The organism is Actinomadura nitritigenes, assembly GCF_017573545.1.
Lineage (GTDB): Bacteria > Actinomycetota > Actinomycetes > Streptosporangiales > Streptosporangiaceae > Spirillospora > Spirillospora nitritigenes.
Window position 1 is genome coordinate 513,401 of the sequence record NZ_JAGEOK010000001.1, and the last position, 23,039, is coordinate 536,439.

The 23,039-nt window shown below is 73.6% G+C and carries 21 protein-coding genes; 12 read left to right on the forward strand and 9 right to left on the reverse strand.

All coding sequences use genetic code 11. The annotated features are described in order from the left end of the window. Window positions 1–271: 271 nt before the first annotated feature. Both J4557_RS02080 and efeU read left to right on the forward strand, forming a co-directional pair. Window positions 272–1,519 carry a ribonuclease D gene (locus J4557_RS02080; protein WP_208264643.1) on the forward strand — a complete coding sequence of 416 codons (1,248 nt, stop codon included), beginning with the start codon at window positions 272–274 and terminating at the stop codon, window positions 1,517–1,519. 173 nt (window positions 1,520–1,692) lie between these two features. Next, a complete protein-coding gene (efeU, locus tag J4557_RS02085; protein WP_208264559.1) occupies window positions 1,693–2,562 on the forward strand; it encodes an iron uptake transporter permease EfeU in 870 nt (289 codons plus the stop codon). A 27-nt stretch (window positions 2,563–2,589) separates the two neighbouring features. On the opposite strand, the gene J4557_RS02090 is transcribed toward efeU, so the two are convergent. The 8 genes from J4557_RS02090 to J4557_RS02120 all read right to left on the reverse strand — a co-directional run bounded on the left by J4557_RS02090 (window position 2,590) and on the right by J4557_RS02120 (window position 9,241). Then, entirely contained in the window at window positions 2,590–2,952 is a 363-nt protein-coding gene (locus J4557_RS02090) for a hypothetical protein (protein ID WP_208264560.1), read from the reverse strand. A 97-nt stretch (window positions 2,953–3,049) separates the two neighbouring features. After that, complete coding sequence (locus J4557_RS02095; protein ID WP_208264561.1) at window positions 3,050–4,240, reverse strand: ABC transporter permease; 1,191 nt, start codon at window positions 4,238–4,240, stop codon at window positions 3,050–3,052. After that, window positions 4,237–4,947, reverse strand: a complete 711-nt coding sequence (locus J4557_RS02100) for an ABC transporter ATP-binding protein (RefSeq protein WP_208264562.1) — start codon at window positions 4,945–4,947, stop codon at window positions 4,237–4,239. Before J4557_RS02100 ends, J4557_RS02095 begins: the two co-directional genes overlap by 4 nt. Beyond that, window positions 4,944–5,990: a peptidoglycan-binding protein gene (locus J4557_RS49190; RefSeq protein WP_307799300.1), complete on the reverse strand. Its 1,047-nt coding sequence runs from the start codon at window positions 5,988–5,990 to the stop codon at window positions 4,944–4,946. Before J4557_RS49190 ends, J4557_RS02100 begins: the two co-directional genes overlap by 4 nt. Next, complete coding sequence (locus J4557_RS49195; RefSeq protein ID WP_243775097.1) at window positions 5,987–6,493, reverse strand: hypothetical protein; 507 nt, start codon at window positions 6,491–6,493, stop codon at window positions 5,987–5,989. The genes J4557_RS49190 and J4557_RS49195 overlap by 4 nt, the downstream gene beginning before the upstream one ends. A 115-nt stretch (window positions 6,494–6,608) precedes the next feature. Continuing rightward, the gene (locus tag J4557_RS02110; protein ID WP_208264564.1) at window positions 6,609–7,037 is read right to left on the reverse strand and encodes a VOC family protein; all 429 of its coding nucleotides are present in this window, start codon (window positions 7,035–7,037) and stop codon (window positions 6,609–6,611) included. 24 nt (window positions 7,038–7,061) lie between these two features. Continuing rightward, complete coding sequence (locus tag J4557_RS02115; protein ID WP_208264565.1) at window positions 7,062–8,192, reverse strand: serine hydrolase domain-containing protein; 1,131 nt, start codon at window positions 8,190–8,192, stop codon at window positions 7,062–7,064. Between the two features lie 116 nt (window positions 8,193–8,308). Next, window positions 8,309–9,241 carry a helix-turn-helix domain-containing protein gene (locus J4557_RS02120; RefSeq protein WP_208264566.1) on the reverse strand — a complete coding sequence of 311 codons (933 nt, stop codon included), beginning with the start codon at window positions 9,239–9,241 and terminating at the stop codon, window positions 8,309–8,311. 114 nt (window positions 9,242–9,355) lie between these two features. Between J4557_RS02120 and J4557_RS02125 the strand changes: the two genes are divergently transcribed. The 6 genes from J4557_RS02125 (at window position 9,356) to J4557_RS02150 (ending at window position 14,530) form a co-directional block, all read left to right on the forward strand. Beyond that, on the forward strand, window positions 9,356–10,123 hold the full coding sequence (locus J4557_RS02125) for an alpha/beta fold hydrolase (RefSeq protein WP_208264567.1): 768 nt from the start codon (window positions 9,356–9,358) through the stop codon (window positions 10,121–10,123). A 95-nt stretch (window positions 10,124–10,218) separates the two neighbouring features. Beyond that, window positions 10,219–11,070 (forward strand): RNA polymerase sigma factor, encoded by an 852-nt coding sequence (locus tag J4557_RS02130; protein ID WP_208264568.1) that lies wholly within the window; start codon window positions 10,219–10,221, stop codon window positions 11,068–11,070. 14 nt (window positions 11,071–11,084) lie between these two features. Then, window positions 11,085–11,699: a TMEM175 family protein gene (locus J4557_RS02135; RefSeq protein ID WP_208264569.1), complete on the forward strand. Its 615-nt coding sequence runs from the start codon at window positions 11,085–11,087 to the stop codon at window positions 11,697–11,699. Between the two features lie 99 nt (window positions 11,700–11,798). Continuing rightward, window positions 11,799–12,584 (forward strand): SAM-dependent methyltransferase, encoded by a 786-nt coding sequence (locus tag J4557_RS02140; RefSeq protein WP_208264570.1) that lies wholly within the window; start codon window positions 11,799–11,801, stop codon window positions 12,582–12,584. A gap of 72 nt (window positions 12,585–12,656) precedes the next feature. After that, window positions 12,657–13,319, forward strand: a complete 663-nt coding sequence (locus J4557_RS02145) for a response regulator transcription factor (RefSeq protein ID WP_208264571.1) — start codon at window positions 12,657–12,659, stop codon at window positions 13,317–13,319. Further along, window positions 13,316–14,530: a sensor histidine kinase gene (locus J4557_RS02150; protein WP_243775098.1), complete on the forward strand. Its 1,215-nt coding sequence runs from the start codon at window positions 13,316–13,318 to the stop codon at window positions 14,528–14,530. The genes J4557_RS02145 and J4557_RS02150 overlap by 4 nt, the downstream gene beginning before the upstream one ends. Before the next feature lie 47 nt (window positions 14,531–14,577). On the opposite strand, the gene J4557_RS49200 is transcribed toward J4557_RS02150, so the two are convergent. Next, window positions 14,578–16,425 (reverse strand): AMP-binding protein, encoded by a 1,848-nt coding sequence (locus J4557_RS49200; RefSeq protein WP_307799301.1) that lies wholly within the window; start codon window positions 16,423–16,425, stop codon window positions 14,578–14,580. A gap of 227 nt (window positions 16,426–16,652) precedes the next feature. Between J4557_RS49200 and J4557_RS02160 the strand changes: the two genes are divergently transcribed. From J4557_RS02160 to J4557_RS02175, 4 genes are all read left to right on the forward strand, one after another. Continuing rightward, a complete protein-coding gene (locus tag J4557_RS02160) occupies window positions 16,653–17,855 on the forward strand; it encodes a thiolase family protein (protein WP_208264572.1) in 1,203 nt (400 codons plus the stop codon). Continuing rightward, window positions 17,852–19,951 carry a 3-hydroxyacyl-CoA dehydrogenase NAD-binding domain-containing protein gene (locus J4557_RS02165; RefSeq protein ID WP_307799302.1) on the forward strand — a complete coding sequence of 700 codons (2,100 nt, stop codon included), beginning with the start codon at window positions 17,852–17,854 and terminating at the stop codon, window positions 19,949–19,951. Before J4557_RS02160 ends, J4557_RS02165 begins: the two co-directional genes overlap by 4 nt. A gap of 102 nt (window positions 19,952–20,053) precedes the next feature. Continuing rightward, on the forward strand, window positions 20,054–21,538 hold the full coding sequence (locus J4557_RS02170) for an amino acid permease (RefSeq protein ID WP_208264573.1): 1,485 nt from the start codon (window positions 20,054–20,056) through the stop codon (window positions 21,536–21,538). A gap of 82 nt (window positions 21,539–21,620) precedes the next feature. After that, a complete protein-coding gene (locus J4557_RS02175) occupies window positions 21,621–22,970 on the forward strand; it encodes an FAD-dependent oxidoreductase (RefSeq protein WP_208264574.1) in 1,350 nt (449 codons plus the stop codon). The last annotated feature ends 69 nt before the right edge of the window (window positions 22,971–23,039 follow it).

Consider the following 23,039-nt stretch of genomic DNA (forward strand, 5'->3'; position numbering starts at 1 on the left):
GGGAAAAGTGGGAGTGTCCGAAACGCGTGCCACCGGTCCCGACCGGGACTCCGGTGGCGAGGAGCCCGCCGCACGGCCGGCGGGCGCGAAGAAGGCGGGCAAGGCGGTGCCCGCGGAGTCCGGCACGGCTGAGGAGCAGGCCGGAGCCGGCGGCGGAGCGGCCGGCGCGGTGGTGCCGGGTCCCGCGCCCGGCGCGACGGCGCCCGGCGGCGGAGCGGCCGGCGCCCCGGCGGCCGGCGTGGTCACCGCGGCGGGCGACGGCTCCGGTGAGATGGCCGCGGGCGAGAACACGGCCGGCGACGAGCGGCCCCCGGCCGTGCTGCTGCTGGAGCCGCGCGAGGGCGTCCCCCCGGTCGTGGTCGACGCCGCCGAACTGGAACGCGTCATCGCCGCGTTCGCCGCGGGCACCGGCCCGGTCGCCGTCGACGCCGAGCGGGCGTCCGGCTACCGGTACGGGCAGCGCGCCTACCTGATCCAGCTGCGCCGCGCGGGCGCCGGCACCGCGCTGATCGACCCGATCGCCTGCCCCGACCTGACCGGCCTGGACGCGGCGCTCACCGACGCCGAGATGGTGCTGCACGCCGCCAACCAGGACCTGCCGTGCCTGGCGGAGGTCGGTCTCGTCCCGAAGCGGCTGTTCGACACCGAGCTGGCGGGCCGGCTGCTCGGCTACCCGCGCGTCGGCCTCGGCTCCATGGTCGAGAACGTGCTGGGCTTCCTGCTGGAGAAGGGCCACTCCGCCGCCGACTGGTCCACCCGCCCCCTCCCCGAGGACTGGCTGCGCTACGCGGCGCTCGACGTCGAGCTGCTGGTGGAGCTGCGCGACGCGCTGGAGGCCGAGCTGCGCGACGCCGGGAAGCTCGAGTGGGCGCTGGAGGAGTTCGAGGCGATCCTCGCCACGCCGCCGAAGCCGCCGCGCCCCGACCCGTGGCGCCGCACGTCCGGGATCCACCGCGTGCGCAACCGGCGCGCGCTGGCGACCGTCCGCGAGGTGTGGGAGGCCCGCGACAAGATCGCCCGCGAGCGGGACCTGTCCCCCGGCCGGGTGCTGCAGGACGCGGCGATCGTCGAGCTGGCGCTGAACCCGCCGAAGACGCCCGCCGACCTGCAGTCGCTGCCCACCATGCGCGGGCGCGGCGCCCGCCGGCACCAGTCGGCGTGGCTGCGCGCGGTGTCGCGGGCCCGCGCGGTGCCCGACCGGCAGCTGCCCGAGGCGAACCTGCCCGGCGACGGGCCGCCGCCCGCGCACCGCTGGGCCGACCGCGATCCCGAGGCCGCCAAGCGGCTGACCGCCGCCCGCGCCGTCGTCGCCGCGCTCGCCGACGAGCACTCGATGCCGTCGGAGAACCTGATCCAGCCCGACTTCGTCCGGCGGCTGGCGTGGACGCCGCCGGAGGAGCCGTCGGCGTCGGCGATCGGCGCCGCGCTGCGCGCGCTCGGCGCGCGGCGCTGGCAGGTCGAGCTGACGGCGCAGCCGATCGCGCGCGCGTTCCTCCGGCTCGACTTCCCCGGGCCGTGATCCCGCGCGGATCACGGCCCGGGTCACCGGGCGGATGATCGCCGCACCCGCATGTGACGTGCGTCTCGTCGGGTGAGGTGACGGGATCGGGTCTTGCGGGGGGCGCCGCGGAGGCACACACTGGCTTAGGTTAGGTTTGCCTAAACCATCCGTGTCTCTGGAGGAGGTCAGCGATGCTCCTGGGCAACTTCCTCATCGGAATGCGCGAGGGACTGGAGGCCGCCCTGGTCGTCAGCATCCTCATCGCCTATCTGGTGAAGACCGGCAACCGCCGGGCCCTCGTTCCCGTCTGGACGGGCATCGCGATCGCGGTCGCCCTCGCCGCCGGGTTCGGCATCGCGCTCACCGCGGCGTCCTCGGAGATGCAGTTCAAGACCCAGGAGCTGTTCGGCGGCGTGCTGTCGATCGTCGCGGTGTGCCTCGTCACCTGGATGGTCTTCTGGATGCGCAAGACCGCCCGGTTCATGAAGAAGGAGCTGGAGGGCAGGCTCGAAGGGGCGCTGAACGTCGGGCCGCTGGCGCTCGCCGCCGTCGCGCTGCTGTCGGTCGGCCGCGAGGGCATCGAGACCGTGCTGTTCCTGTGGACGAACATCCAGAGCTCGTCCGGCGGCTCCACCCAGCCGATCATCGGCGCGGCCCTCGGCCTGGTCGTCGCGATCGTGCTCGGCTACCTGCTCTACCGCGGCGGCCTCAAGATCAACCTGGGCCGGTTCTTCACGTGGACGGGCGGCGCGCTGATCGTCGTCGCGGCGGGAGTGTTCGGCTACGGCTTCCACGACCTGCAGGAGGCCGACGTGCTGCCCGGCCTGAACGCGGTCGCGCTCGAACCGCACGTGTTCTTCGACAAGCTCGGCACCCCCGGCGACTGGCTCCAGACCGTCCTGCAGGGCGTGCTGAACGTCACCCCCCAGATCACCTGGCTCCAGCTGGTCATGTGGGCGGTCTACCTGGTGCCGGTGATGGCGCTGTTCCTGCGCAAGCCCGGCCCGACCCGGCCGGCCCCCGCCCCGAAGAAGACCGTCGAGCCCGCCCCCAGCTCCTGACCGGCCCGAGGTCCCGACCGGCGCCGGCTAGAGGTCGGGCAGCGGGTCGCGGGGCAGGGTGTCGCGGGCGAAGACCTCGCTGTCGGCGGCGTTGACGACCGGGACGTACTCGTCGTCCACCTCGAACGCGGCGCCGCCGAACTCGAAGGACGCGCCCGCGCCGGTCTCCACCGGGCCGATCCGGGTGCCGCGCGGGTAGGCGCCCCAGATGCTCTTCGGCGTGCTGCGCCCCAGCGGACCGGTCGAGATCACGGCGACCTGGTCGTCGGTGACGACGAAGATGAACCCCGCCCCGCCGCCGTAGGACCTCGCGGGGAAGATGTAGCGGATCTCGCCGTCGGTACCGAGGAACTCGCGGCAACGCTCGCGCAGCGGACGTGGCACGGGCATGGCTGTGCGGGCACCTCCCGGGAGGACGTCGTCGGCGCCCCCATCATGCACCGGTTCGCCGAATCGAGGCCAGAGCCGATTCCGGATCGGAGCCCCGTCACACCGCGGCCAGCGCGACCGTCGGCGACAGCCGTGCCGCCCGCACCGCCGGGTACAGGCCCGCGACCGTGCCGATCAGCAGCGTCGCGCCGAGCGCGCCGGCGGGCGCCCACCCCGGCAGGACCGACGGCCAGCCCCTCGCCGCCGCGAACCCGGCGGTCACCGCGGCGCCGAGCAGCACGCCCGCCGCTCCGCCGGACGCCGACAGCAGCAGCGACTCGGCGAGGAACTGCGTCCGCACCTGGCCGCGGGTGGCGCCGAGCGAGCGGCGCAGCCCGATCTCGCGGCGCCGCTCCAGCACCGACACCACCATCGTGTTCGCCACCCCGACGCCGCCGACCAGCAGCGCCACCGCGCCGAGCCCGAGCAGCAGCCCGGTGAACGCGCCCGCCGCCTCCGCCTTCGCCCGCAGCGCGTCCGACGGCCGGGCGACCTCGACCTCCTCGGGGTGCTCCGGGTTCACGGTGCGGGCCAGGACGTCCCGCACACCGTTCACCGACGCGTCGGTGGACCGCTCGTAGATCGTCGTCGGATGCCCGTCGAAGCCGAGGTGGCGTTCCGCGGCGTCCCAGCCGACGAGCGCGGACCGGTCGATCTCCGGCGCCAGTTCCGCGGGCCGCAGCACGCCCAGCACGACGAACCAGCGGCCGCCGGCGAAGACCCGGCCGCCCGCCGCGTCGACGCCGAGCCGCCGCGCCGCCTCGGAGCCGAGCACCATGCCGGGATACCGCTCGGTCGCCGCGTTCAGCCACCGGCCGCTCGCGGTGCCGGCGCCGAGCGTCGCGAGGAGGTCCGGCGAGGCCGCCTGCACCGCGATGCCCTGCGTCACCTCCGCCGGGATCCGGTCGGTGCGGCGCACCGTCGCGTCCACCGACCCGGTCGCGCCGACCCCGGTGACCGGGCCGATCCGCCGCACCATCTCCGGCGCGGTCTCCGGCAGTTCCGCCCGGTCGCCGAACAGCGTGCTGCCCGGCTTCGCCGTCAGCAGGTTCGTGCCGAGCCGGTCCAGGCGCCGCAGCAGGTCCTCCCTGCTCGACGACGAGATCCCGACGACCGCGACCATCGTCGCGATCCCGATCGCGATGCCGAGCGCCGACAGCACCGCCCGCGCCGGACGCGTCCGCAGCCCCGCGAGCCCGGTCCGCACGACGTCCCGCGGCCCGAGCCGCGCCGGGGCGAGCCCGCTCATCGGCTCCTCGCCCCCGCCCGCTCGTCCTCGACGACCAGCCCGTCCCGGACCCGCACCCGCCGCGGCGCGCGAGCCGCGACGTCCAGGTCGTGCGTGATGATCGCGACGGTGGTGCCGGCCCGGTTCAGCTCGTCCAGCAGCGCCAGCACCCCGGTCCCGGCCGCCGTGTCGAGGTTGCCGGTCGGCTCGTCGGCCAGCAGCAGGTCCGGCCCGCCGGCCACCGCGCGCGCCACCGCGACCCGCTGCTGCTCGCCGCCCGACAGCTGGTGCGGCCGGTGCCCCGTCCGCTCGCCGAGCCCCACCCGTTCCAGCGCCTCCCGCGCGCGCTTGCGCCGCTCCTTCAGGCTCGCCCCGCTGTAGAGCAGCCCGTCGGCCACGTTGTCGAGGGCGCTGGCGCCCGGCGCGAGATGGAACTGCTGGAAGACGAACCCGATGTGCCGCGCCCGCAGCGCCGACAGCTCCCGGTCGCTCAGCCGCGCCACGTCATGGCCGGCCACCCTCACCAGGCCCGCCGTCGGCCGGTCCAGCGTCCCGATCATGTGCAGCAGCGTCGACTTCCCCGACCCGGACGGCCCGACGATCGCCACCAGCTCCCCCGTCCCGATCACCAGGTCCACGCCGCGCAGCGCCGCGACGCTCCCGTACTCCTTCGTCACCCCGGCCAGCTCCACGATCGCGTCGCCGGCCACACCGTCTCCGAGCCTCATTCGGCCGGCACCCCCACCCGGACGCCCTCGCGGACGCCGTCGCCCGCCACCTCGACGCGCCCGCCGCCGAACGCCCCCGTCCGCACCGGGACGAGCCGCCGCCGCGCCCCGTCCACGACCTCCAGCCCGAAGCCGCCCTCCTTGAGCGCCAGCAGCGCCTCCACCGGCACCGACAGCACGTCCTTCCGCCGCTCGCTCTCCAGCTCGACGCCGACCGGCGCCTCGTCGAGCCGGCCCGTCCCCTCGCCGCCCAGCGACACGTCGACGCCCACGGTGGTCTTCTGGTCCTGCCCCGACCCGGTCGTCTCGGCGACGCTCCCGACCTTCGCGACCGTCCCGTCCACGGTCCTCCCGCCGGGCAGCTCGACCCGCACCTTCTCCCCCACGCGCGCCATGTCCTGCTTGTCGGCGTCCAGGTCGATGTGCACGACCCGCCGCGTCCCGGCGACCGTCAGCACCGGCTGCCCCTGCACGGCCCGCTTCCCCTCCGGCGCCTTCACCTCCTTCACCCGCACGGCGCCCGCGAGGAAGACCACCTGACCGGGCGAGACCGTGCCGGTCCGATCGAGGCCCCGGTCGTCCTGCCACTCCTCCACCGCGGCCTCGGTCGCGCCGGTGAAGTCGCCGTCCACGGTCATCCCGCCGTACCCGAGGGCCCGCAGGTTCTCCTCCAGCTCCCGGACGTCCTTGCCCGAGTCGCCCTCCATGAGGACCCGGTACATCGGCACGCCCCCGTACATCAGGGTGACCGGATCACCCGCGACCCGCAGCAGCGTCCCGCCCCTCCGGACCGTCGCGCCCTGTTCCGGCGCCCACGTCACGATCCCGGACGTCCCCGCCCACACCTCGCGCTCGTCGCCGTAGGTGAGCTTCCCGTCCACCTTCTCGGTGTCCACGAGGTCGCCCCTGGTCACGGCCGCCGTGCCGAGCCGCGCCGCCGGCGGCTCCGCGCCCCTCCCGTCGCCGGACGTCCAGGCGAGCGCTCCCCCGCCGGCCGCCACCACGACGGCCGCGGCCCCGCCCGCCGCCACGGCGCGCCTCACTTCCCCGACCCCGGGACGAGGGCCTTGCACGCTTCCCGCGCCTTCTTCACGGCCTCCGGGTCGACCTTCCCCGTCGGGATCTGGATCGTCCCGTCGGGGTCCGGGTCCTTCACGTCGATCCCGTGTTCCCGCATGCATTGCGCGAACTTCACGTACTGGTCGCGCACCTTCGGGTCCTTCAGATCGGGCATCTTCCCGCCCGCCTGCAGCCACGACTGGCATTCCTTCATCGCCGCCTGGAGCTTCTCCCGGCCGGCGCCCTTCCCGATCCGCATCGTCTCCGCGTGCCCGCTCCCGGGGTCCGGGACGTCCACCCCGTTCTGCCGCATGCACTGCGCGAACTTCAACTGCGCGTCCTCCGGGCTCAGCGACCGGCTGGGCGACGCGGACGCCTTCGCCGCAGCGCCCCCGGCACTCGCGACCCCGTCCCCGTCCCCGCCGCCCCCGCACGCCACCGCCCCGAACAGAACGGCCCCGGCCACCACGATCACCCGAATCCCCATGCCCGCCTCTCCGCCGGGCCACCCGGCCCAGCGGCACCCACCAAACCCACCCCCGCGTTAAACGTGCATTAGGCGGCATGGGAAGCGAGGTGGGTGCGCGGCTTGGGTGGGGCGGCTAATGGTGGCAGACGGTCTCCAAAGTGACGCCGTCGTGACCTTCCCAGAAGGTGGCGTAGTAGGTGGGGCCGTACTGCGGGAACTCCTGGGGCTCATAGAGCACGTTCGCGCCCCGCTTGACCGCCCACTCGTGCAGACGGTCGACCTCCTCTCGAGTCTTCACCATGAAAGCGAGGTGCTGGAGACCCGGACGGTGGCGCGAGTAGTCGCCGTCCTCCAATGCCGGATAGAAGAACAGATACGTGCCTGGCTTGCCGCCCGCCGGACGGTAGGAGAACTCCTCCTCGGTGGCGAAGAAGGTTTCGAAGCCGACCAGGGGCATTAACTCGTCGTAGTACGCCTTGGCTTGGCCAAGGTCCCGGACATTTACGCCAAGGTGGCCTAGGGGCATCCGTCGATCGTAGTCGCCGCCCTTGCTCACCCACACGATCGCCCCATTTCGAAACACGCCCTAGCCGACGCGGCAGAGTTCCTGCTCGGCGATGGAGAGCGTTTGCCGGCGCAGCGCGGGCTGCAGGGAGTTGGTGTTCATGAGCAGCGCGACGCGGCGATGGCCGCGCTGCATCACGCTGGAGGTGTATCCGTCGATGTCTCCGAGAGAGCCGTAGGCGGTTCCGCACGGAGTCGAGATGATCGTCAGGCCGAGGCCGTAGCCAACGCCGGGCATTCCGACGGCGGCGAAGAACGCATCGGCTCCCGGCGTGGGCCGCTTCATCTCTGCGAGCAGGTGCCGCGAGACGAGCCGCCCGCCGAGCAGCGCTCCAAGGAACCGGTCGACGTCGTCGCCCGTCGACACCATCGCGGCCGCCGCCCCGGCCGCGGCGGCGCTCGTCCGGGTGGTCGCGTCGAGTGCGGGACCGGAACGGGGCGGCAGCGGAGCGGCGAAGACGTAGCCGCGTGCCTGACGGGGTGCGACCGTCGTCGCGGTGGGGAAGGACGTGCTCGTCAGGTGGAGGGCGCGGATCAGGCGAGTCCGCACCTCGTCCTGGATCGTGTGGCCGGTGACCTGGCGAACGATCTCGCCGAGGACGATGTAGTTGGTGCTGGAGTAGAAGAAGCCGGTCCCAGGCGTGAAGTAGGGCGGATGCCCCGCGCCCAGAGCGATGAGCTGCGCGGGCGTGTACGCGGCCCCGGGGTCGAAGCGAGGATCGGCCGAGTAGTCGAAGAGTCCGCTGGCGTGGTCGAGCAGGTCCCGCACGGTGATGAGGTCGGCGTGCGGGACCGGTTCGGGCAGGAGCCCCGCGATCGGCTGGTCGAGGGCGAGCCGGTGCTCCGCGACCAGCTGCACCACCACCGCGGCCACGAAGGTCTTGGTGATCGAGGCGATCCGGAACCGGTCGTCGGGTCGCATCGCCCGGCCCGCGGGGATGTCCGCGAGGCCGGCGGCCATCCGCCGCACCGGCCGCCCGTCGTGGCTCGTGACCGCGGCCACGCCGGGCACGCCGTCGACGTCGACGAGATTCCGGATCTCCGTCCGCAAGGGGGCATCGCGGGACGGGTCACTCGTCGCGTGCGCCGGCGACGAGGCGGCGACCCCGATCACCGCGGCGACGGCCAGGGCGGCACAGCGCTTCATCCACATGAGCGTTCTCCTTCATGACCAGGCATGGCCGCCACCATCGCAACCGCACCGCCGGCCGTCTTGGAGAAATGTCCGCTCCCGCGGTCAACGCCGCCGCACCCGGGCTCGCGGGACGGTCACTGGGCGCACATGGCCCAGGCGGGGCCCGGCCTCGCCACCACCGCACGCCCGGCGTTCCCGCTCGCGGACCCGCCGCGTGCCGGGCGCCGCAGCGGGCCGGCCGGTTCCGCGAGCGCCGCCGTGGTCCGGCGGCTCTCCTCGGCCAGGGTCGCCGGGGTGACCCCGGCGAACGCCATGACGTCCCGATGCAGGTGGGACTGGTCGGTGTAGCCGCCGTCGGCCGCGACCCGCGCCGCGTCCTGCCCGGCGGACAGCCGGTGGGCGGCGCGGTCGAAGCGGACCAGCTTCGCAGCACGCTTGGGCGGCAGGCCGATCTGCGCGGCGAACCGGGCCCACAGGCGCTTGCGGCTCCATCCGAGTTCGGCCGCCAGCGTCTCGACCCGCAGCCGGCCGCGGGCGGCGACGATCCGGTCCCAGGCCCGGACCACCTCCGGGTCCGCCGCCGCCCTGTCCTCGTACCGGTCGGCGAGCAGCGTTTCGACCAGCGCGAAGCGGTCGTCCCAGGAGGAGGTCTCGCTCAATCGCTCGCTGATGAGCGACGCTCGCCGGCCCCACAGGTCGTCCAACCTGACCACGGCACCGCCCAGGTCGGCTGGGCCGACGTCCAGGACCGCACGGGCGACCACCGGGGACAGGCGCACCTGCACGCACGCGATGTTCTCGCCGCGCACCCGGACCGACCCGCTGTATCCGAGCCCGCCGACGAGGCTTCCCTGGAACCGCCCGCCGGCGGCGTCCTCGACGATGGACGGCCCCGCACCGAAGTCGAGGGCGACGATCACGCTCGCATGGGGGACGAGCCGGTGGTCCGCCGCGGTCTCGCCCCGGCAGAACCCGGCGAAGGCGACACCGGCCATCCGGCTGGGCCGATCGGGGTACGCGACGTCCCACACCGCCGCGTCGCCGGCTCCGTGCACGGTGGACCGCATCGCCCCATGCTAAGCGAGCCGAGAAACGGCGGACATTCGTACAAGCCACCGGCCTCCTTCTGCGGCGACAGTGACCTGTGACCGACGGGATCTCACCGAGCCGAGGGGAATGCGATGCCGCAGACCGGTTCAGGCATGTACTGGGAAGAACACGGCCAGGGGCCGGCGACACTCGTCCTGTTGCCGGGCTTCGGCGCCTCGGCCGAGCTGATGGCCGGGATCGCGCGGCACCTGAGCGGATTCCGCGTCCTGGTCTTCGACCTGCCCGGACACGGCCGGTCCGCCGGCGCGCCGGCGGACGGGAGGCTGCCCGCGCTGGCCGCGACCCTGCGCGAGGCGATCAAGGACGCCGGCGTCGGCGCCCACTGCCTGGCCGGCTGTTCTCTCGGCGGTGCGATCGCGCTGCGCATGGCGCTCGACCACCCGGACGAGGTGCGTGCGCTGATCGGCATCGTCCCGTGGAACGCCGCGGGGACGACCGCCGAGGACGAGGTGATCGCCGGCTTCGACGCCGTGTACGGCGACGCCGAGGCCCTCGCGCGGGGAGTCGCGGCGATCTCCGTGGACCCGTCGAAGACGTCGCCTCTGGCGGACAGCATGCTGACCGTCACCGAGCGGATGTGGCACGGCTGGCTCGCCGGAGGCGCGCTGACGAGCCAGGCCGACGAACTGCCGGGGCTGCGCGTGCCGTCCTGCTCCATCATCGGCGGCAAGGACGTCGTCGTCGACCAGGCCAAGCAGCTCGACGACGTGCGGCGCATCCCGGGCGGGCGCGCGGTCCTGCTGAGCGACCTCGGCCACCTGTGCGGTCTCGAAATGCCCGACGTCGTCGCGAACGAGATCACCGCCTTCCTGCGGACGGTGGACACGGGATCCGGGTGAGGCGGGCGGGGTGTTGGGTTCGGTGACAAAGGGCGGGGTGACGGTGTGCGCTCCAGGCACATAACCGAGCGTGCCCGGTCGGCCATAATCCGTTCGTGCCCAGCAATGCCGCGCCCCCGCTGAACGAGGACTTCCGGCTGGTCGAGGGGCTCCGGAGGCAGCGGCCCGGGGCGGTCGGCCACGTCTACAACGTGTACGGGCCCGCGCTCGTCGAGTACGCGGAGGGGCTGCTCGGCGACCACGGGCGGGCGGTGCGGGCCGTGCGGGCGGCGCTGCTCGCGCTGCGGGCCGACGGGGCGGACGTCCCCGACGCGGGAACGTTCCGGGACTGGCTGTACGAGGTGGTCCGCGACGAGTGCCGCAGGCCGGAACGGGGGCGCAGGCGGATCGCGGTGATCGGGGCGGCGGCCGCGGCGGTGCTGGCGGCCGGGGTGGTGGCGGCGTCCGAGTCGGGCGGCGGGGACGGGGCGCCCCGGCCGGGGCCGACGGCGGCGGTGGCGACGCCGGAGCAGAGCCCGCCGCCGGTGACGGTCTCGCCCGCGCGGAAGGACGGGCAGGTGAGGAAGGACGAGAAGGAGAAAGGCGGGAAGGACGAGCCCGCCGGGAGGAGGCCGGCGAGGCACGGACCGCGCGGGGGCGGGTCCGGGCGGCTGGCGGTGAGCGACGGCGGGTGCCACGGGCTCGGCGTCGCCGGGCTGCCGAGATCGTGCCCGGTGCGGCTGACGGCGATGGGCGGGACGGTCCGCTGGGCGGTCACGTCGGTGCGCACGTGGGGAGGGCGGGTCAGCGCGTCCGGCGCGGGGACGCTCAAGGCGGGGCGTTCGACGACGGTGACCGTGGTGGTCCGGCCGACGGTGCTCTGCTACGTCGGCGGGGGCGGCGGAGGGTCGGTCGCCTTCTCGCCGGGCGGCACCGCCACCGTCTCCTACACCTGCTGGCGCCGCTAGTAGCATCACCCTCCATGTCGCGAGCGATCTCCCGGGACCCTGATCGGCTGGTCCTCTTCACCGACGCCGTCGTGGCCATCGCCGTGACCCTGCTGGTCCTGCCGCTGGTCGACGTGGTGCCGGAGACGGTGCGCGGGCACGGGGCGTCCAGCGAGGTGATCACCGAGCACAAGGCGCAGATCTACAGCTTCCTGCTCAGCTTCGTGGTGATCATCCGCCTGTGGCTGGTGCACCACCGGACGTTCGAGCACATCCGCGGCTACACGCGCGCTCTGATGCTGTGGAACGCGGGGTGGGTGCTGGCCATCGTCGTGCTGCCGTTCACCACCGAGATGGTCGCCTCCTACTCCGCGCACGACCGCTTCACCATCGGGTTCTACATCGGCAACGTCCTCGCCGCGTCGGTGTGCCAGACCCTGATCACCGTGATCTCCTACCGGGCCGCCGGGGTGGCGTCGGAGGACGACCCTCCGACGGCTGCGGCGATGCGCGGCGGCCTCTCCACCGTGGTGCTGCTGCTCCTCGCCCTGGCTCTGGGGGTCGCGTTCCCCCAGGTCTCCTACTACGGCCTGCTGCTGCTCTTCCTGGAGCCGCTGGTGAGCAGGGGCTGGCGGAAGGTGGGACTCTAGCCCCGGGACGGTCGTACCGGCGCGGCACGACGGGTATCCGGGCGAGTCCGGGGAAGGTTTCCGGTGGTCGGCACCGCCTCCGGAGACCGAGGAGCTGGCATGGACCAACGGCCCGAGATCGACACGACCGTGCCGCATTCGGCGCGGATCTGGAACTTCCTCCTGGGGGGCACGGACAACTTCCCCGTCGACCGCCGGGCGGGCGAGCAGATCTTCCGGACCTTCCCCGGGATGGTCGACATGGCCCGCCGGTCCCGGCAGATGCTGACGCGGGTGGTGCGCTTCCTGACCGACGAGGCGGGGATCCGGCAGTTCCTCGACATCGGCACCGGCCTGCCGACCATGGACAACACGCACGAGGTCGCGCAGCGGATCGCGCCGGAGGCCCGCGTCGTGTACGTCGACAACGACCCGCTGGTGCTCGTGCACGCGAGGGCGTTGCTGACCAGCAGCCCCGAGGGCGCCACCGACTACATCGAGGCCGACGTGCGGGATCCGGAGCCGATCCTGGCCCAGGCCGCGCGGACGCTGGACCTCGATGAGCCCGTCGCGCTGATGCTGATGGGCATCCTCGGTCTCGTCGAGGACTACGGCCAGGCCCGCGACGTCGTCCGGCGGCTGATGGCTCCGCTGACGTCGGGCAGCTACCTGGCGGTCTACGACGGCACCGACGACGATCCGGCGTACATGGAGGCCATCGAGGCGTTCAACTCCGGGAGCGGCGCCGTCCCGTACACGCCGCGCAGTCCCGAGCAGATCGCCCGGTACCTCGACGGCCTGGACGTGCTGCCGCCCGGGGTCGTGCCCGTGACGCGGTGGCGCCCGGACCCGGACGGGGAGCTTCCCGCGGTGGCCTGCGCCGGCGGGGTCGCGCGCAAGCCCTGACGAGAGCCCTGACGAGCGGGGGTCCACGCCGCCCTTACAGGCGTTTAACCCCCGTTGGGCCATGCTCGCCGCATGCGTGTGCTGATCGTGGAGGACGAGCGGGTGCTCGCGGACACGATCGCCGAGGGCCTGCGCGAGGAGGCCATGGCGGTCGACGTCGTGTACGACGGGGACGACGCGCTGGAGCGGGCGTCCTACACCGAGTACGACGTCGTCGTGCTCGACCGGGACCTGCCGACCGTGCACGGTGACGACGTGTGCCGGGAGCTCGCGGAGCGGCGCGGCCCCGCGCGGATCCTCATGCTGACGGCGGCCGGGGACGTCGAGGACCGGGTGGACGGGCTGTCGCTCGGGGCCGACGACTACCTGCCGAAGCCGTTCGTGTTCGGCGAGCTGGTGGCGCGGGTGCGCGCGCTGGCGCGGCGGTCGGGGGCGCCGGTGCCGCCGGTGCTGGAGCGCCGCGGGATCCGGCTGGACCCGCACCGCCGCCGGGTGGCGCGGGACGGCCGGGAGCTGCGGCTGACGAACAAGGAGTTCGCCGTGCTGGAGGAGCTGCTGCGCGCCGAGGGCGGGGTGGTGAGCGCGGAACGCCTGCTGGAGCGGGCGTGGGACGAGAACATCGACCCGTTCAGCAACATCGTCCGGGTGACGATGGCGACGCTGCGCCGCAAGCTCGGCGAGCCCCCGGTGATCGAGACGGTCACCGGGTCCGGGTACCGGCTGGAGGCGCGATGAGCGTGCGCGGGAGGGTGCGCGGGCGGGTCCGGACGCCGCGGCTGAGCGTCCGGACGCGGCTGACGCTGGTGTACGGGTCGCTGTTCCTGGTGACGTCGGCGGTGCTGGTCGCGGTGATGTACGTCCTGACGGCGCGGACGCTGGACCAGCGGCTGCCGGAACGGACCGCCGCGGACCCACAGGTCAGCGCCCAGCTACGGATACTCGTGGCGAAGAAGGACCTCAGCCAGGTGCTGGCGCTGAAGGCGGAGGCGAACCGGCAGCTCGCGCAGCAGAAGCACGACGTGCTGGAGCGGCTGCTGCAGACCTCGCTGCTGACGATGGTGGCGCTCGGCGTCCTCGCGGTGGTGATCGGTTACCTGGTGGCGGGGCGGATGCTGCGCCCGCTGCACAAGGTGACGGCGACGGCGCGGCGGCTGTCGGAGAGCACCCTGCACGAGCGGATCGCGCTGGACGGCCCGCAGGACGAGATCAAGGACCTGGCCGACACGTTCGACCGGATGCTCGACCGGCTGCACCGGGCGTTCGACGCGCAGCGCCGGTTCGTCGCGAACGCCTCGCACGAGCTGCGCACGCCGCTGACGATCAACCGGACGGTGCTGGAGGTCGCCCTCGCCAGCCGGAAGAACCCGCCGGAGACCAAGGCGCTCGCGGACGTGCTGCTCGGCAACACCGAACGGCACGAGCGGCTGATCGAGGGGCTGCTGCTCCTCGCCCGGTCGGAGCGGGAGCCGGCGTCGCGGACGCCGACGCCGCTGCCGGACGTGGTGCGCGGCGCGCTCGGCGACCTGGACGGGCGCACCGGCGAGGTGGACGTGGAGGCGCGGCTGGCGCCGGCGGAGGTGGCGGGCGACCCGGTGCTGCTGGAGCGGTGCGCGATGAACCTGCTGGAGAACGCGGTGAAGTACAACGTGCGCGACGGCCGGGTGTGGGTGCGCACGGGGGTCCGGGACGGGGAGGCGTTCCTGCAGGTGGTGAACACGGGACGGCCCGTCCCGGCGCACGAGGCGACGCGGATCTTCGAGCCGTTCCGGCGGCTGCGGGCGGACCGGGTGGGGTCGGCGGACGGCGCGGGGCTGGGCCTGTCGATCGTGCGGGCGGTGGTGGGCGCGCACGGCGGGACGATCGAGACGGTCCCGCGGCGGGGCGGCGGGCTGTCGATCACGGTCCGGCTGCCCGCGGTCGGGCGGGAGGCCCTGGCCCCCGCGTGAGGGCCGCGGCCCGCGCGAGACGTGCCCGGGGTGAGGGCCGGGGCGGGTCAGCCGGCGTGCTCCGCGGGCAGCGGCCAGGGCGGCGGCTGCGGCCAGTCGACGCGGCCCTCGGGACGGGGCCGGTCGGTGCCCGCGGTGAGCCAGCGGTGCACGACCTTGCCGGTGGCGTTGCGGGGCAGTTCGGGGATGAAGTGGACGTCGCGCGGCACCGCGTACCGGGCGACCTGCGCGTGCACGTACGCGCGGACGGACTCGGCGTCGAGCCGGGCGCCGGGGCGCAGCACGACGAAGGCGGCCAGGCGCTGGCCCCAGTCGTCGTCCGGGACGCCGATCACGGCGGCCTCGTGGACCTCGGGGAGCCGCAGGATCGCGTCCTCGACGTCGCGCGGCACGACGTTCTCGCCGCCGGAGACGACCATGCCGTCGGCGCGGCCGTCCACGAACAGCAGGCCGCGGTGGTCGATGTGGCCGAGGTCGCCGGTGGCGAGCAGCCCGTCGCGGACCTGCATCGGCTCGCCGCCGGTGTACCCCTCGAAGAGCAGCTCGTTCGCGGCGAAGATCTCGCCGATGGTGGAGCGGCCGACGCGGCGGCCGTCGGCGCCGACGATGACGAGCGAGGTGTTGCGCGGCGGGCGGCCTGCGGTGCGCGGGTCGATCCGCAGGTCGCGCGGGGTGGCGATGGACACCCAGGACGCCTCGGTGGAGCCGTAGACGTTGTAGAGCCGATCGCCGAACGCGTCCATGAACCGGGTGGCGAGGTCGCCGGGCAGGGCGGCGCCGCTGAGCGCGACGATCCGCAGGGACGAGGTGTCGTACAGCTCGCGCCGCTGCGGCGCCAGCTCCAGGATGCGCTGGAGCATGACGGGGACGGCGAACACGACGGTGTCGCGGTGGGAGGCGATCGAGCGCAGCGTCCGCTCGGGGTCGAACCTGCGGTGCAGGACGATCGGGGCGCGCAGCGCCCACGCCATCTGGAGCGCGGCGTAGCCCCAGGTGTGGAACAGCGGCGCCTCGATGATCATGGTCTGCCGGGTGCGCAGCGGGATCCGGGAGGTCATCGAGGCCAGCGGCCACAGCCCCGGGCGGGGCGGGCGGCGGGCGCCCTTGGGACGGCCGGTGGTGCCGGAGCTGAGCATGATCGTCCGGCTCTGGATCTGCGGCGGGCCCGGCGCGGTCTCCGGCGCGGGCACCGAGTCGATGACCTCGTCGATGCTCGGCCCGGTCTCGGCGGTGCCGGGCGCACCGGCGACGGGCCCGGCGGGGTCGACGGCGGGCGGCGCGGCGACGGGCGCGGCCAGTGGGGTCCCCGGCCCGGACGGGCTCGCGGAGGAGCCGTCGGGCGAGCCGCCGCGCGGGCCGGGCCGGCGGTCGGCCCACAGCACGGTGCGGCGCAGCGCGATCGGAACCTCGGCCAGCAGCGGTGCGAACTCGGCGTCGGCGACGATCAGCGCGGGGCGCAGCTCGCCGAGCACGGCGCGGATCTGGCCCGCTCCGAAGCCGGTGTTGAGCAGCACGACCTCGGCGCCGCGCTTGCTGCACGCGACGAGCGTCTCGACCATGCCGCGGTGGTTGCGGCACAGCACGCCGACGCGCGGGCGGGGGCCCTGCAGCGGCAGCCCGGCGGCGAGGCGGGTGGCGCGGTCGTCGAGCTCGCCGAAGGACAGCACGCCCGCGTCGTCGACCAGGGCCGGGCGGGACGGCGAGTGCGCGGCGGCGGCGGTGAGGACGCCGGCGAGGGAGGTGCCCCAGCGGCGCAGCGCGCCGAGCTGGCGGCCGACGCGGCGGGGCCCGCCGGACAGCAGCAGTCCCGTGCGCAGCAGCAGGGCGGCGAGGTCGCGGACGTGCCCGATCCGCCGGCGCAGCCCTGGCCGGTACACGGGCCTCGCGTGCGTCACCGCGCCTCCTCCGGTGATTTCGAGCCACGTTACCCACGAGCCCCCGGCCGAACAAGGGCGCCGCCCGGTCAGTGGTTACTGACGAGTAGCCTTTGTGGTTACCTGCGAGTAGCATCGCGGGTGCGGGCACTCGTGCCGCCCGATCGACGGCCATCCGTTCCAGACGCGCCGGGCGGCACGGGGCTCGACGCTTCCACCACACCGCCCATCCGCAGGGAGGACGACCCGTGCCTCGCACCGCACGCGACGTCGTGTTCGTCGACGGCGTACGCACGCCGTTCGGCAAGGCCGGCCCCAAGGGCCTGTACGCGCAGACCCGCGCCGACGACCTGGTCGTCCGCGCGATCCGCGAGCTGATGCGCCGCAACCCGTCCCTCCCGCCGGAGCGGGTGGACGAGGTCGCGATCGCCGCCACCACCCAGACCGGCGACCAGGGCCTCACCATCGGCCGGTCCGCCGCCGTGCTCGCCGGGCTGCCGAAGAGCGTCCCCGGCTACGCGATCGACCGGATGTGCGCGGGCGCCATGACCGCCGTCACCACGACCGGCGCCGGCATCTCGTTCGGCTCCTACGACGTCGCCATCGCGGGCGGCGTCGAGCACATGGGCCGGCACCCGATGGGCGAGGGCGTCGACCCGAACCCGCGGTTCCTCGCCGACCGGCTCGTCGACCCGTCGGCGCTGGTCATGGGCTCGACCGCGGAGAACCTGCACGACCGGTTCCCGCAGATCACCAAGGAGCGCGCGGACGCCTACGCCGTGCGCAGCCAGCAGAAGGTCGCCGCCGCCTACGCCGCCGGGAAGATCCAGCCGGACCTGGTCCCGACCGCGATCCGCTCCGCCGAGCAGGGGTGGGGGCTCGCGACCGAGGACGAGCCGCCGCGCCCCGGCACGACGATGGACGACCTCGCGAAGCTGAAGACCCCGTTCCGCGTGCACGGCAACGTCACCGCGGGGAACGCCGCCGGCCTCAACGACGGCGCGACGGCGTGCCTGCTGGCCGCCGAGGACGTCGCCCGCGACCTCGGCCTCGCGCCGAGGATGCGGCTGGTCGACTTCTCGTTCGCCGGCGTCGAGCCGGAGGTGATGGGCGTCGGGCCCGTCCCCGCGACCGAGAAGCTGCTCGCCCGCAACTCCCTGACCATGGACGACATCGGCCTCATCGAGATCAACGAGGCGTTCGCCGTGCAGGTGCTGGCGTTCCTGGAGCACTTCAAGATCGCCGACGACGACGCGCGGGTGAACCCGTGGGGCGGCGCGATCGCGATCGGCCACCCGCTCGCCTCGTCCGGCGTGCGGCTGATGAACCAGCTGGCCCGGCTGTTCGAGCAGCGCACCGACGTGCGCTACGGGCTCACGACGATGTGCGTCGGCATGGGCATGGGCGGGACCGTCCTCTGGGAGAACGTGAAGTGGGAGGGCGCGAAGTGAGCGACGCGGTGAGCAACCTCGGAGAGGTGTTCGGGGACGAGGTCGTCACGCACGCGTACGTCCGGGACGTGGCGCTCCCCCACGGCGCGGGCACGCTCGCGCTGATCACGCTCGACAACGGCCACGACCACACCAAGCCGAACACCTTCGGCCCGAACGGGCTCGCCGAGCTGGACGCGGCCCTCGACCGCGTCGCCGGACGGGACGACATCGTCGCCGTCGGCGTGACCGGCAAGCCGTTCATCTTCGCGGTCGGCGCCGACCTCAAGGGCGTGCCGCTGATCAGCGACCACGCGGACGCGCGGGCCATCGGCAGGCTCGGCCACGACGTGTTCCGGCGGCTCGGCGAGCTCGGCGTCCCGTCGTTCGCGTACTACAACGGCGCGGCGATGGGCGGCGGCGTCGAGATCGGCCTGCACTGCACCTACCGGACGATCTCGTCGGGCGTCCCGGCGTTCGCGCTGCCGGAGGCGTTCCTCGGCCTGGTGCCCGGCTGGGGCGGCACGTACCTGCTGCCGAACCTGATCGGCGCGGAGAAGGCGCTGAAGGTCGTCATCGACAACCCGCTCGCGCAGAACCGGATGCTGAAGGGCCGGCAGGCCTACGAGCTGGGCATCGCGGACGCGATCTTCGACTCGGCCGACTTCCTGGAGGAGTCGCTCGCCTGGACGGCCCGCGTCCTCAACGGCGAGATCACCGTGACGCGGCCCGAGGTCGACAAGGGCAAGGCGTGGGACGACGCGATCGCGATGGCCCGCTGGAACCTCGAAGGCAGGCTGCACGGCGCGGCGCCCTCGTTCACCCGCGCCCTCGACCTGGTCGCCGCCGCGAAGGACCGGAGCCGCGACGAGGGCTTCGCCGCCGAGGACGAGGCGCTCGCCGACCTCATCATGAGCGACGAGCTGCGCGCCGGGCTGTACGCCTTCGACCTCACCCAGAAGCGCGCGAAGCGCCCCGCCGGCGCGCCGGACACGTCCCTCGCCCGCAAGGTCACCAAGGTCGGCGTCGTCGGCGCGGGCCTGATGGCCTCGCAGCTCGCGCTGCTGTTCGCGCGCCGCCTGGAGGTCCCGGTCGTGCTGACCGACCTCGACCAGGACCGGCTGGACAAGGGCGTCGGCTACGCGCACGGCGAGATCGACAAGCTGCTCGGCAAGGGCCGCCTGTCGCCCGACAAGGCCAACCGGCTGAAGGCGCTGATCACCGGCTCGCTGACCAAGGACGCGTTCGCCGACGCCGACTTCGTCATCGAGGCCGTGTTCGAGGAGATGTCGGTCAAGCAGAAGGTGTTCGCCGAGGTCGAGGAGCACGTCTCCGCCGACTGCGTGCTCGCCACCAACACCTCCTCCCTGTCGGTCACGGAGATGGCCGCGGGGCTGCGGCACCCCGAGCGGGTCGTCGGGTTCCACTTCTTCAACCCGGTCGCGGTGCTGCCGCTGCTGGAGATCGTCCGGGGCGAGCGGACCGGCGACGCGGCCCTCGCCACCGCGTTCGCGACCGGCAAGGCGCTGAAGAAGTCGTGCGTGCTGGTCAAGGACGCCCCGGCGTTCGTGGTCAACCGCGTCCTGCTGCGGCTGCTCGCCGAGATCGTCAAGACGGTCGACGAGGGCACCCCGATCGAGGTCGCCGAGCGCGCCGCCGCGCCGCTCGGCCTGCCGATGCCGCCGTTCGTGCTGATGGGGCTGGTCGGCCCGGCGATCGCGCTGCACGTCAACGAGACCCTGCACGGCGCGTTCCCGGACCGGTTCCCGCTGTCGGACAACCTGGCGAAGATGGTCGCGGCCGGCAAGCGGGGCGTCTACCTGCCGGACTTCTCCCTCGCCCCCGAGGTCGTGGCGATCTTCGGCGGCGGCACGAGCCCGTCCACCGAGGAGCAGGTCCTCGACCGGGCGCTCGCCGCGCTCGCCGACGAGATCCGGATCATGCTGGACGAGGGCGTCGTCGCGGCGCCCGAGGACATCGACCTGTGCATGATCCTCGGCGCGGGCTGGCCGTTCCACCTCGGCGGCATCACCCCGTACCTGGACCGGTCGGGCATCGCCGAGAGGACGACCGGCCGCCGCTTCCTCGCCCCCGGCACGGCCTCGCTTCCCGCCTGAGACGACCGCCCACCGCCCGCGATCCGCGGGCGGTGGGTGATCATAAGCGGCGCGCATCCGGGCATAGGGGTGTCACAACGACGTGACGCCGAGGAGCCGACGATGAACCTGCTGCGCACCAAGTCGGTCGAACAGTCCATCAAGGACACCGAGGAACCCGGGCACCGGCTGCGCCGCGACCTGTCCGCCCTCGACCTCGTCGTGTTCGGCATCGGCGTCATCGTCGGCACGGGCATCTTCGTCCTCACCGGGCAGGTCGCGAAGGAGAAGGCGGGCCCGGCGGTCGCGATCTCGTTCATCCTCGCCGCCGTCGTGTGCGCGCTGGCCGCGCTGTGCTACGCCGAGTTCGCCTCCACCGTCCCGGTCGCGGGCTCGGCCTACACGTTCTCCTACGCCACCCTCGGCGAGTTCCCGGCCTGGATCATCGGCTGGGACCTCATCCTGGAGCTGGCGCTCGGCGCGGCGGTGGTGTCGGTCGGATGGTCGGGGTACTTCGCGTCGCTGCTGGACAGCGCGGGCGTGCACCTGCCCGCCGCGATCACCAACCCGCCGGGCAGCAGCGGCGGCGTCGTCAACGTCCCGGCGATCGCGCTGGTGCTGGTGGTGACGGGGCTGCTCGTCCTCGGGGTGAAGATCTCCTCGCGGGTGAACGCGGTCGTCGTCGTGGTGAAGGTGTCCGTCGTCCTGCTGGTCATCGTCGCCGGGCTCTTCTTCGTCAAGGGCGAGAACTACCACCCGTTCATCCCGCCCTCGGAGCCGAACCCGTCGGTGAAGGGCGCGGCGGCGCCGCTGATGCAGGTGATCTTCGGGATCACCCCGGTCAGCTACGGCTGGCTCGGCATCTTCGCCGCGATCGCCATCGTCTTCTTCGCCTACATCGGCTTCGACATCGTCGCCACCGCCGCCGAGGAGGCCCGCCGCCCGCAGCGCGACCTGCCGATCGGCCTGATCGGCTCCCTCGTCATCACCGCGCTCCTCTACGCGGCGGTGTCGACGGTCGTCGCCGGGATGCAGAACTACAAGAAGCTCTCCGACGCCGCGCCGCTCGCGGACGCGTTCAAGGCCGTCGGGCACTCCGCGTTCGCCACGGTCATCGACGTCGGCGCCGTCATCGGCCTCATCGCCGTCGTGCTCATCCTGCTGCTCGGGCAGAGCCGGGTGTTCTTCGCGATGAGCCGGGACGGGCTGCTGCCGCCGTGGCTGTCGGCCATCCACCCGCGGTTCGGCACCCCGTGGCTGTCGACGGTCATCATGGGCGGCGTCGTCGCCGTGCTGGCCGGGTTCATCCCGCTGGCCAAGCTCGCCGAGCTGGTCAACATCGGCACGCTGTTCGCGTTCCTGCTGGTGTCGGTCGGCGTGCTGATCCTGCGCCGCACCCGGCCCGACCTGCCGCGCGCCTTCCGCACCCCGCTCGTGCCGGTGATCCCGATCCTGTCGGTGCTGGGCTGCCTCTTCGTCATGATCAACCTGCCGCTGGAGACCTGGTACCGGTTCCTGGCCTGGATGGTGGTCGGCTCGATCATCTACTTCGGCTACGGCCGCCACCACAGCCGCGTCGGGATCGCCGCCGCGTCCGGCCGTTCCTGACGGCCGCGCCGCAGGCGCGTTAAAGGATCCCGTGACCGGAGTCACGGTGTTCTTTTGGCGTGCGGGTCGGCACAATACGCGCATGGCTTCCCCTGTGCTCGTCGCGGTGATCGGCTCCGGGCCCGCCGGCATCTACGCCGCCGAGGCCCTCGTGAAGCAGACCGACGGGAACGTCCGGGTGGACGTGTTCGACCGGCTGCCGACCCCGTACGGCCTGGTCCGCTACGGCGTCGCGCCCGACCACACGTCGATCAAGTCGATCGCCAAGTACCTGCAGCGGGTGCTGGAGAACCCGGCCGTGCGGTTCTTCGGCTGCGTCGAGCTCGGCCGCGACCTCACCCGCGCCGACCTGCTCGACTGCTACGACGCCGTCATCTACTGCACCGGCGCGATGGTCGACCGGCAGATGCGGATCCCCGGCGAGGAGCTGCCGGGCAGCATCGCCGCCACCGACTTCGTCAACTGGTACTGCGGGCACCCCGACGCCGCCGACCACGCCTTCGACCTGTCGGTCGAGGAGGCCGCCGTCATCGGCGTCGGCAACGTCGCCGTCGACGTCGTGCGGATCCTGGCCAAGACGGCGGAGGAGCTGCGCGCCACCGACGTCCCCGAGCAGGTCATCGAGGCGCTGAGCCGGAGCCGGGTGAAGCGCGTCCACATGATCGGCCGGCGCGGGCCCGCGCAGGCGAAGTTCACCACCAAGGAGGCCCGCGAGCTCGGCGAGCTGGACAACGCCAGCATCCACGTCAGCCCCGAGGACATGGAGCTCGACCCCGTCAGCGCCGAGCTCGCCGAGAACGACCGGCACGTGCGCGGCAACGTCAAGGTGCTGAACGGCTGGACGGGCGAGCCCGCCCCCGGCCGCGCCCGCCACATCGACGTCCGGTTCTGGCGCGCGCCCGCCGAGATCCTCGGCACCGACCGCGTCGAGGGCCTGCGGCTGGAGCGGACGGCGCCGGACGAGTCGGGCCGCGTCGTCGGCACCGGCGAGTTCGAGACGCTGCCGGTCGGGCTGGTGCTGCGCTCGGTCGGGTACCAGAGCGTCCCGCTGGAGGGCGTCCCGTTCGACGAGCAGTCCTTCACCGTGCCGAACGACGGCGGCCGGATCCTCGGCGCGGACGGCTCCCCCGTCCCCCGCGAGTACGTCGCCGGGTGGATCAAGCGCGGGCCGTCCGGCGTCGTCGGCACCAACAAGTCCGACGCGGCCGAGACCGTCCGTCACCTCCTGGCGGACCTGGAGGGCACCGACACGGCGCCCAAGCGCACCATCGAGGAGCTGCTGGAGGCGCGGGGGCTGCCGGTCGTCAGCTACGCCGACTGGCTCAACCTCGACGCCGCCGAGATCGCCCTCGCCCGCAGCCTCGACCGCGGGGAACGCGTCAAGCTCGCCAGGTGGGAGGCGATGACGTCCGCCTGCCGCGACGCGGAGTAGCCGCCCGGCGGGGCCCGCCTCCGCCCTGCGCCGCCGAGGCGGCGCAGGGCCGGTGAGACGGAAGAACCC

What these genes read in the sequence shown, in the direction of transcription:
- J4557_RS02080 (WP_208264643.1), top strand. Translation starts at nt 272, where the DNA reads ATGGCCGCGGGCGAGAACACGGCCGGCGACGAGCGGCCCCCGGCCGTG.
- J4557_RS02120 (WP_208264566.1), bottom strand. Translation starts at nt 9,241, where the DNA reads ATGCGGTCCACCGTGCACGGAGCCGGCGACGCGGCGGTGTGGGACGTC.
- J4557_RS02095 (WP_208264561.1), bottom strand. Translation starts at nt 4,240, where the DNA reads ATGAGCGGGCTCGCCCCGGCGCGGCTCGGGCCGCGGGACGTCGTGCGG.
- J4557_RS02140 (WP_208264570.1), top strand. Translation starts at nt 11,799, where the DNA reads ATGGACCAACGGCCCGAGATCGACACGACCGTGCCGCATTCGGCGCGG.
- J4557_RS02090 (WP_208264560.1), bottom strand. Translation starts at nt 2,952, where the DNA reads ATGCCCGTGCCACGTCCGCTGCGCGAGCGTTGCCGCGAGTTCCTCGGT.
- J4557_RS02115 (WP_208264565.1), bottom strand. Translation starts at nt 8,192, where the DNA reads ATGTGGATGAAGCGCTGTGCCGCCCTGGCCGTCGCCGCGGTGATCGGG.
- J4557_RS02175 (WP_208264574.1), top strand. Translation starts at nt 21,621, where the DNA reads ATGGCTTCCCCTGTGCTCGTCGCGGTGATCGGCTCCGGGCCCGCCGGC.
- J4557_RS02135 (WP_208264569.1), top strand. Translation starts at nt 11,085, where the DNA reads ATGTCGCGAGCGATCTCCCGGGACCCTGATCGGCTGGTCCTCTTCACC.
- J4557_RS02145 (WP_208264571.1), top strand. Translation starts at nt 12,657, where the DNA reads ATGCGTGTGCTGATCGTGGAGGACGAGCGGGTGCTCGCGGACACGATC.
- efeU (WP_208264559.1), top strand. Translation starts at nt 1,693, where the DNA reads ATGCTCCTGGGCAACTTCCTCATCGGAATGCGCGAGGGACTGGAGGCC.
- J4557_RS49195 (WP_243775097.1), bottom strand. Translation starts at nt 6,493, where the DNA reads ATGGGGATTCGGGTGATCGTGGTGGCCGGGGCCGTTCTGTTCGGGGCG.
- J4557_RS02100 (WP_208264562.1), bottom strand. Translation starts at nt 4,947, where the DNA reads ATGAGGCTCGGAGACGGTGTGGCCGGCGACGCGATCGTGGAGCTGGCC.
- J4557_RS02150 (WP_243775098.1), top strand. Translation starts at nt 13,316, where the DNA reads ATGAGCGTGCGCGGGAGGGTGCGCGGGCGGGTCCGGACGCCGCGGCTG.
- J4557_RS02125 (WP_208264567.1), top strand. Translation starts at nt 9,356, where the DNA reads ATGCCGCAGACCGGTTCAGGCATGTACTGGGAAGAACACGGCCAGGGG.
- J4557_RS02170 (WP_208264573.1), top strand. Translation starts at nt 20,054, where the DNA reads ATGAACCTGCTGCGCACCAAGTCGGTCGAACAGTCCATCAAGGACACC.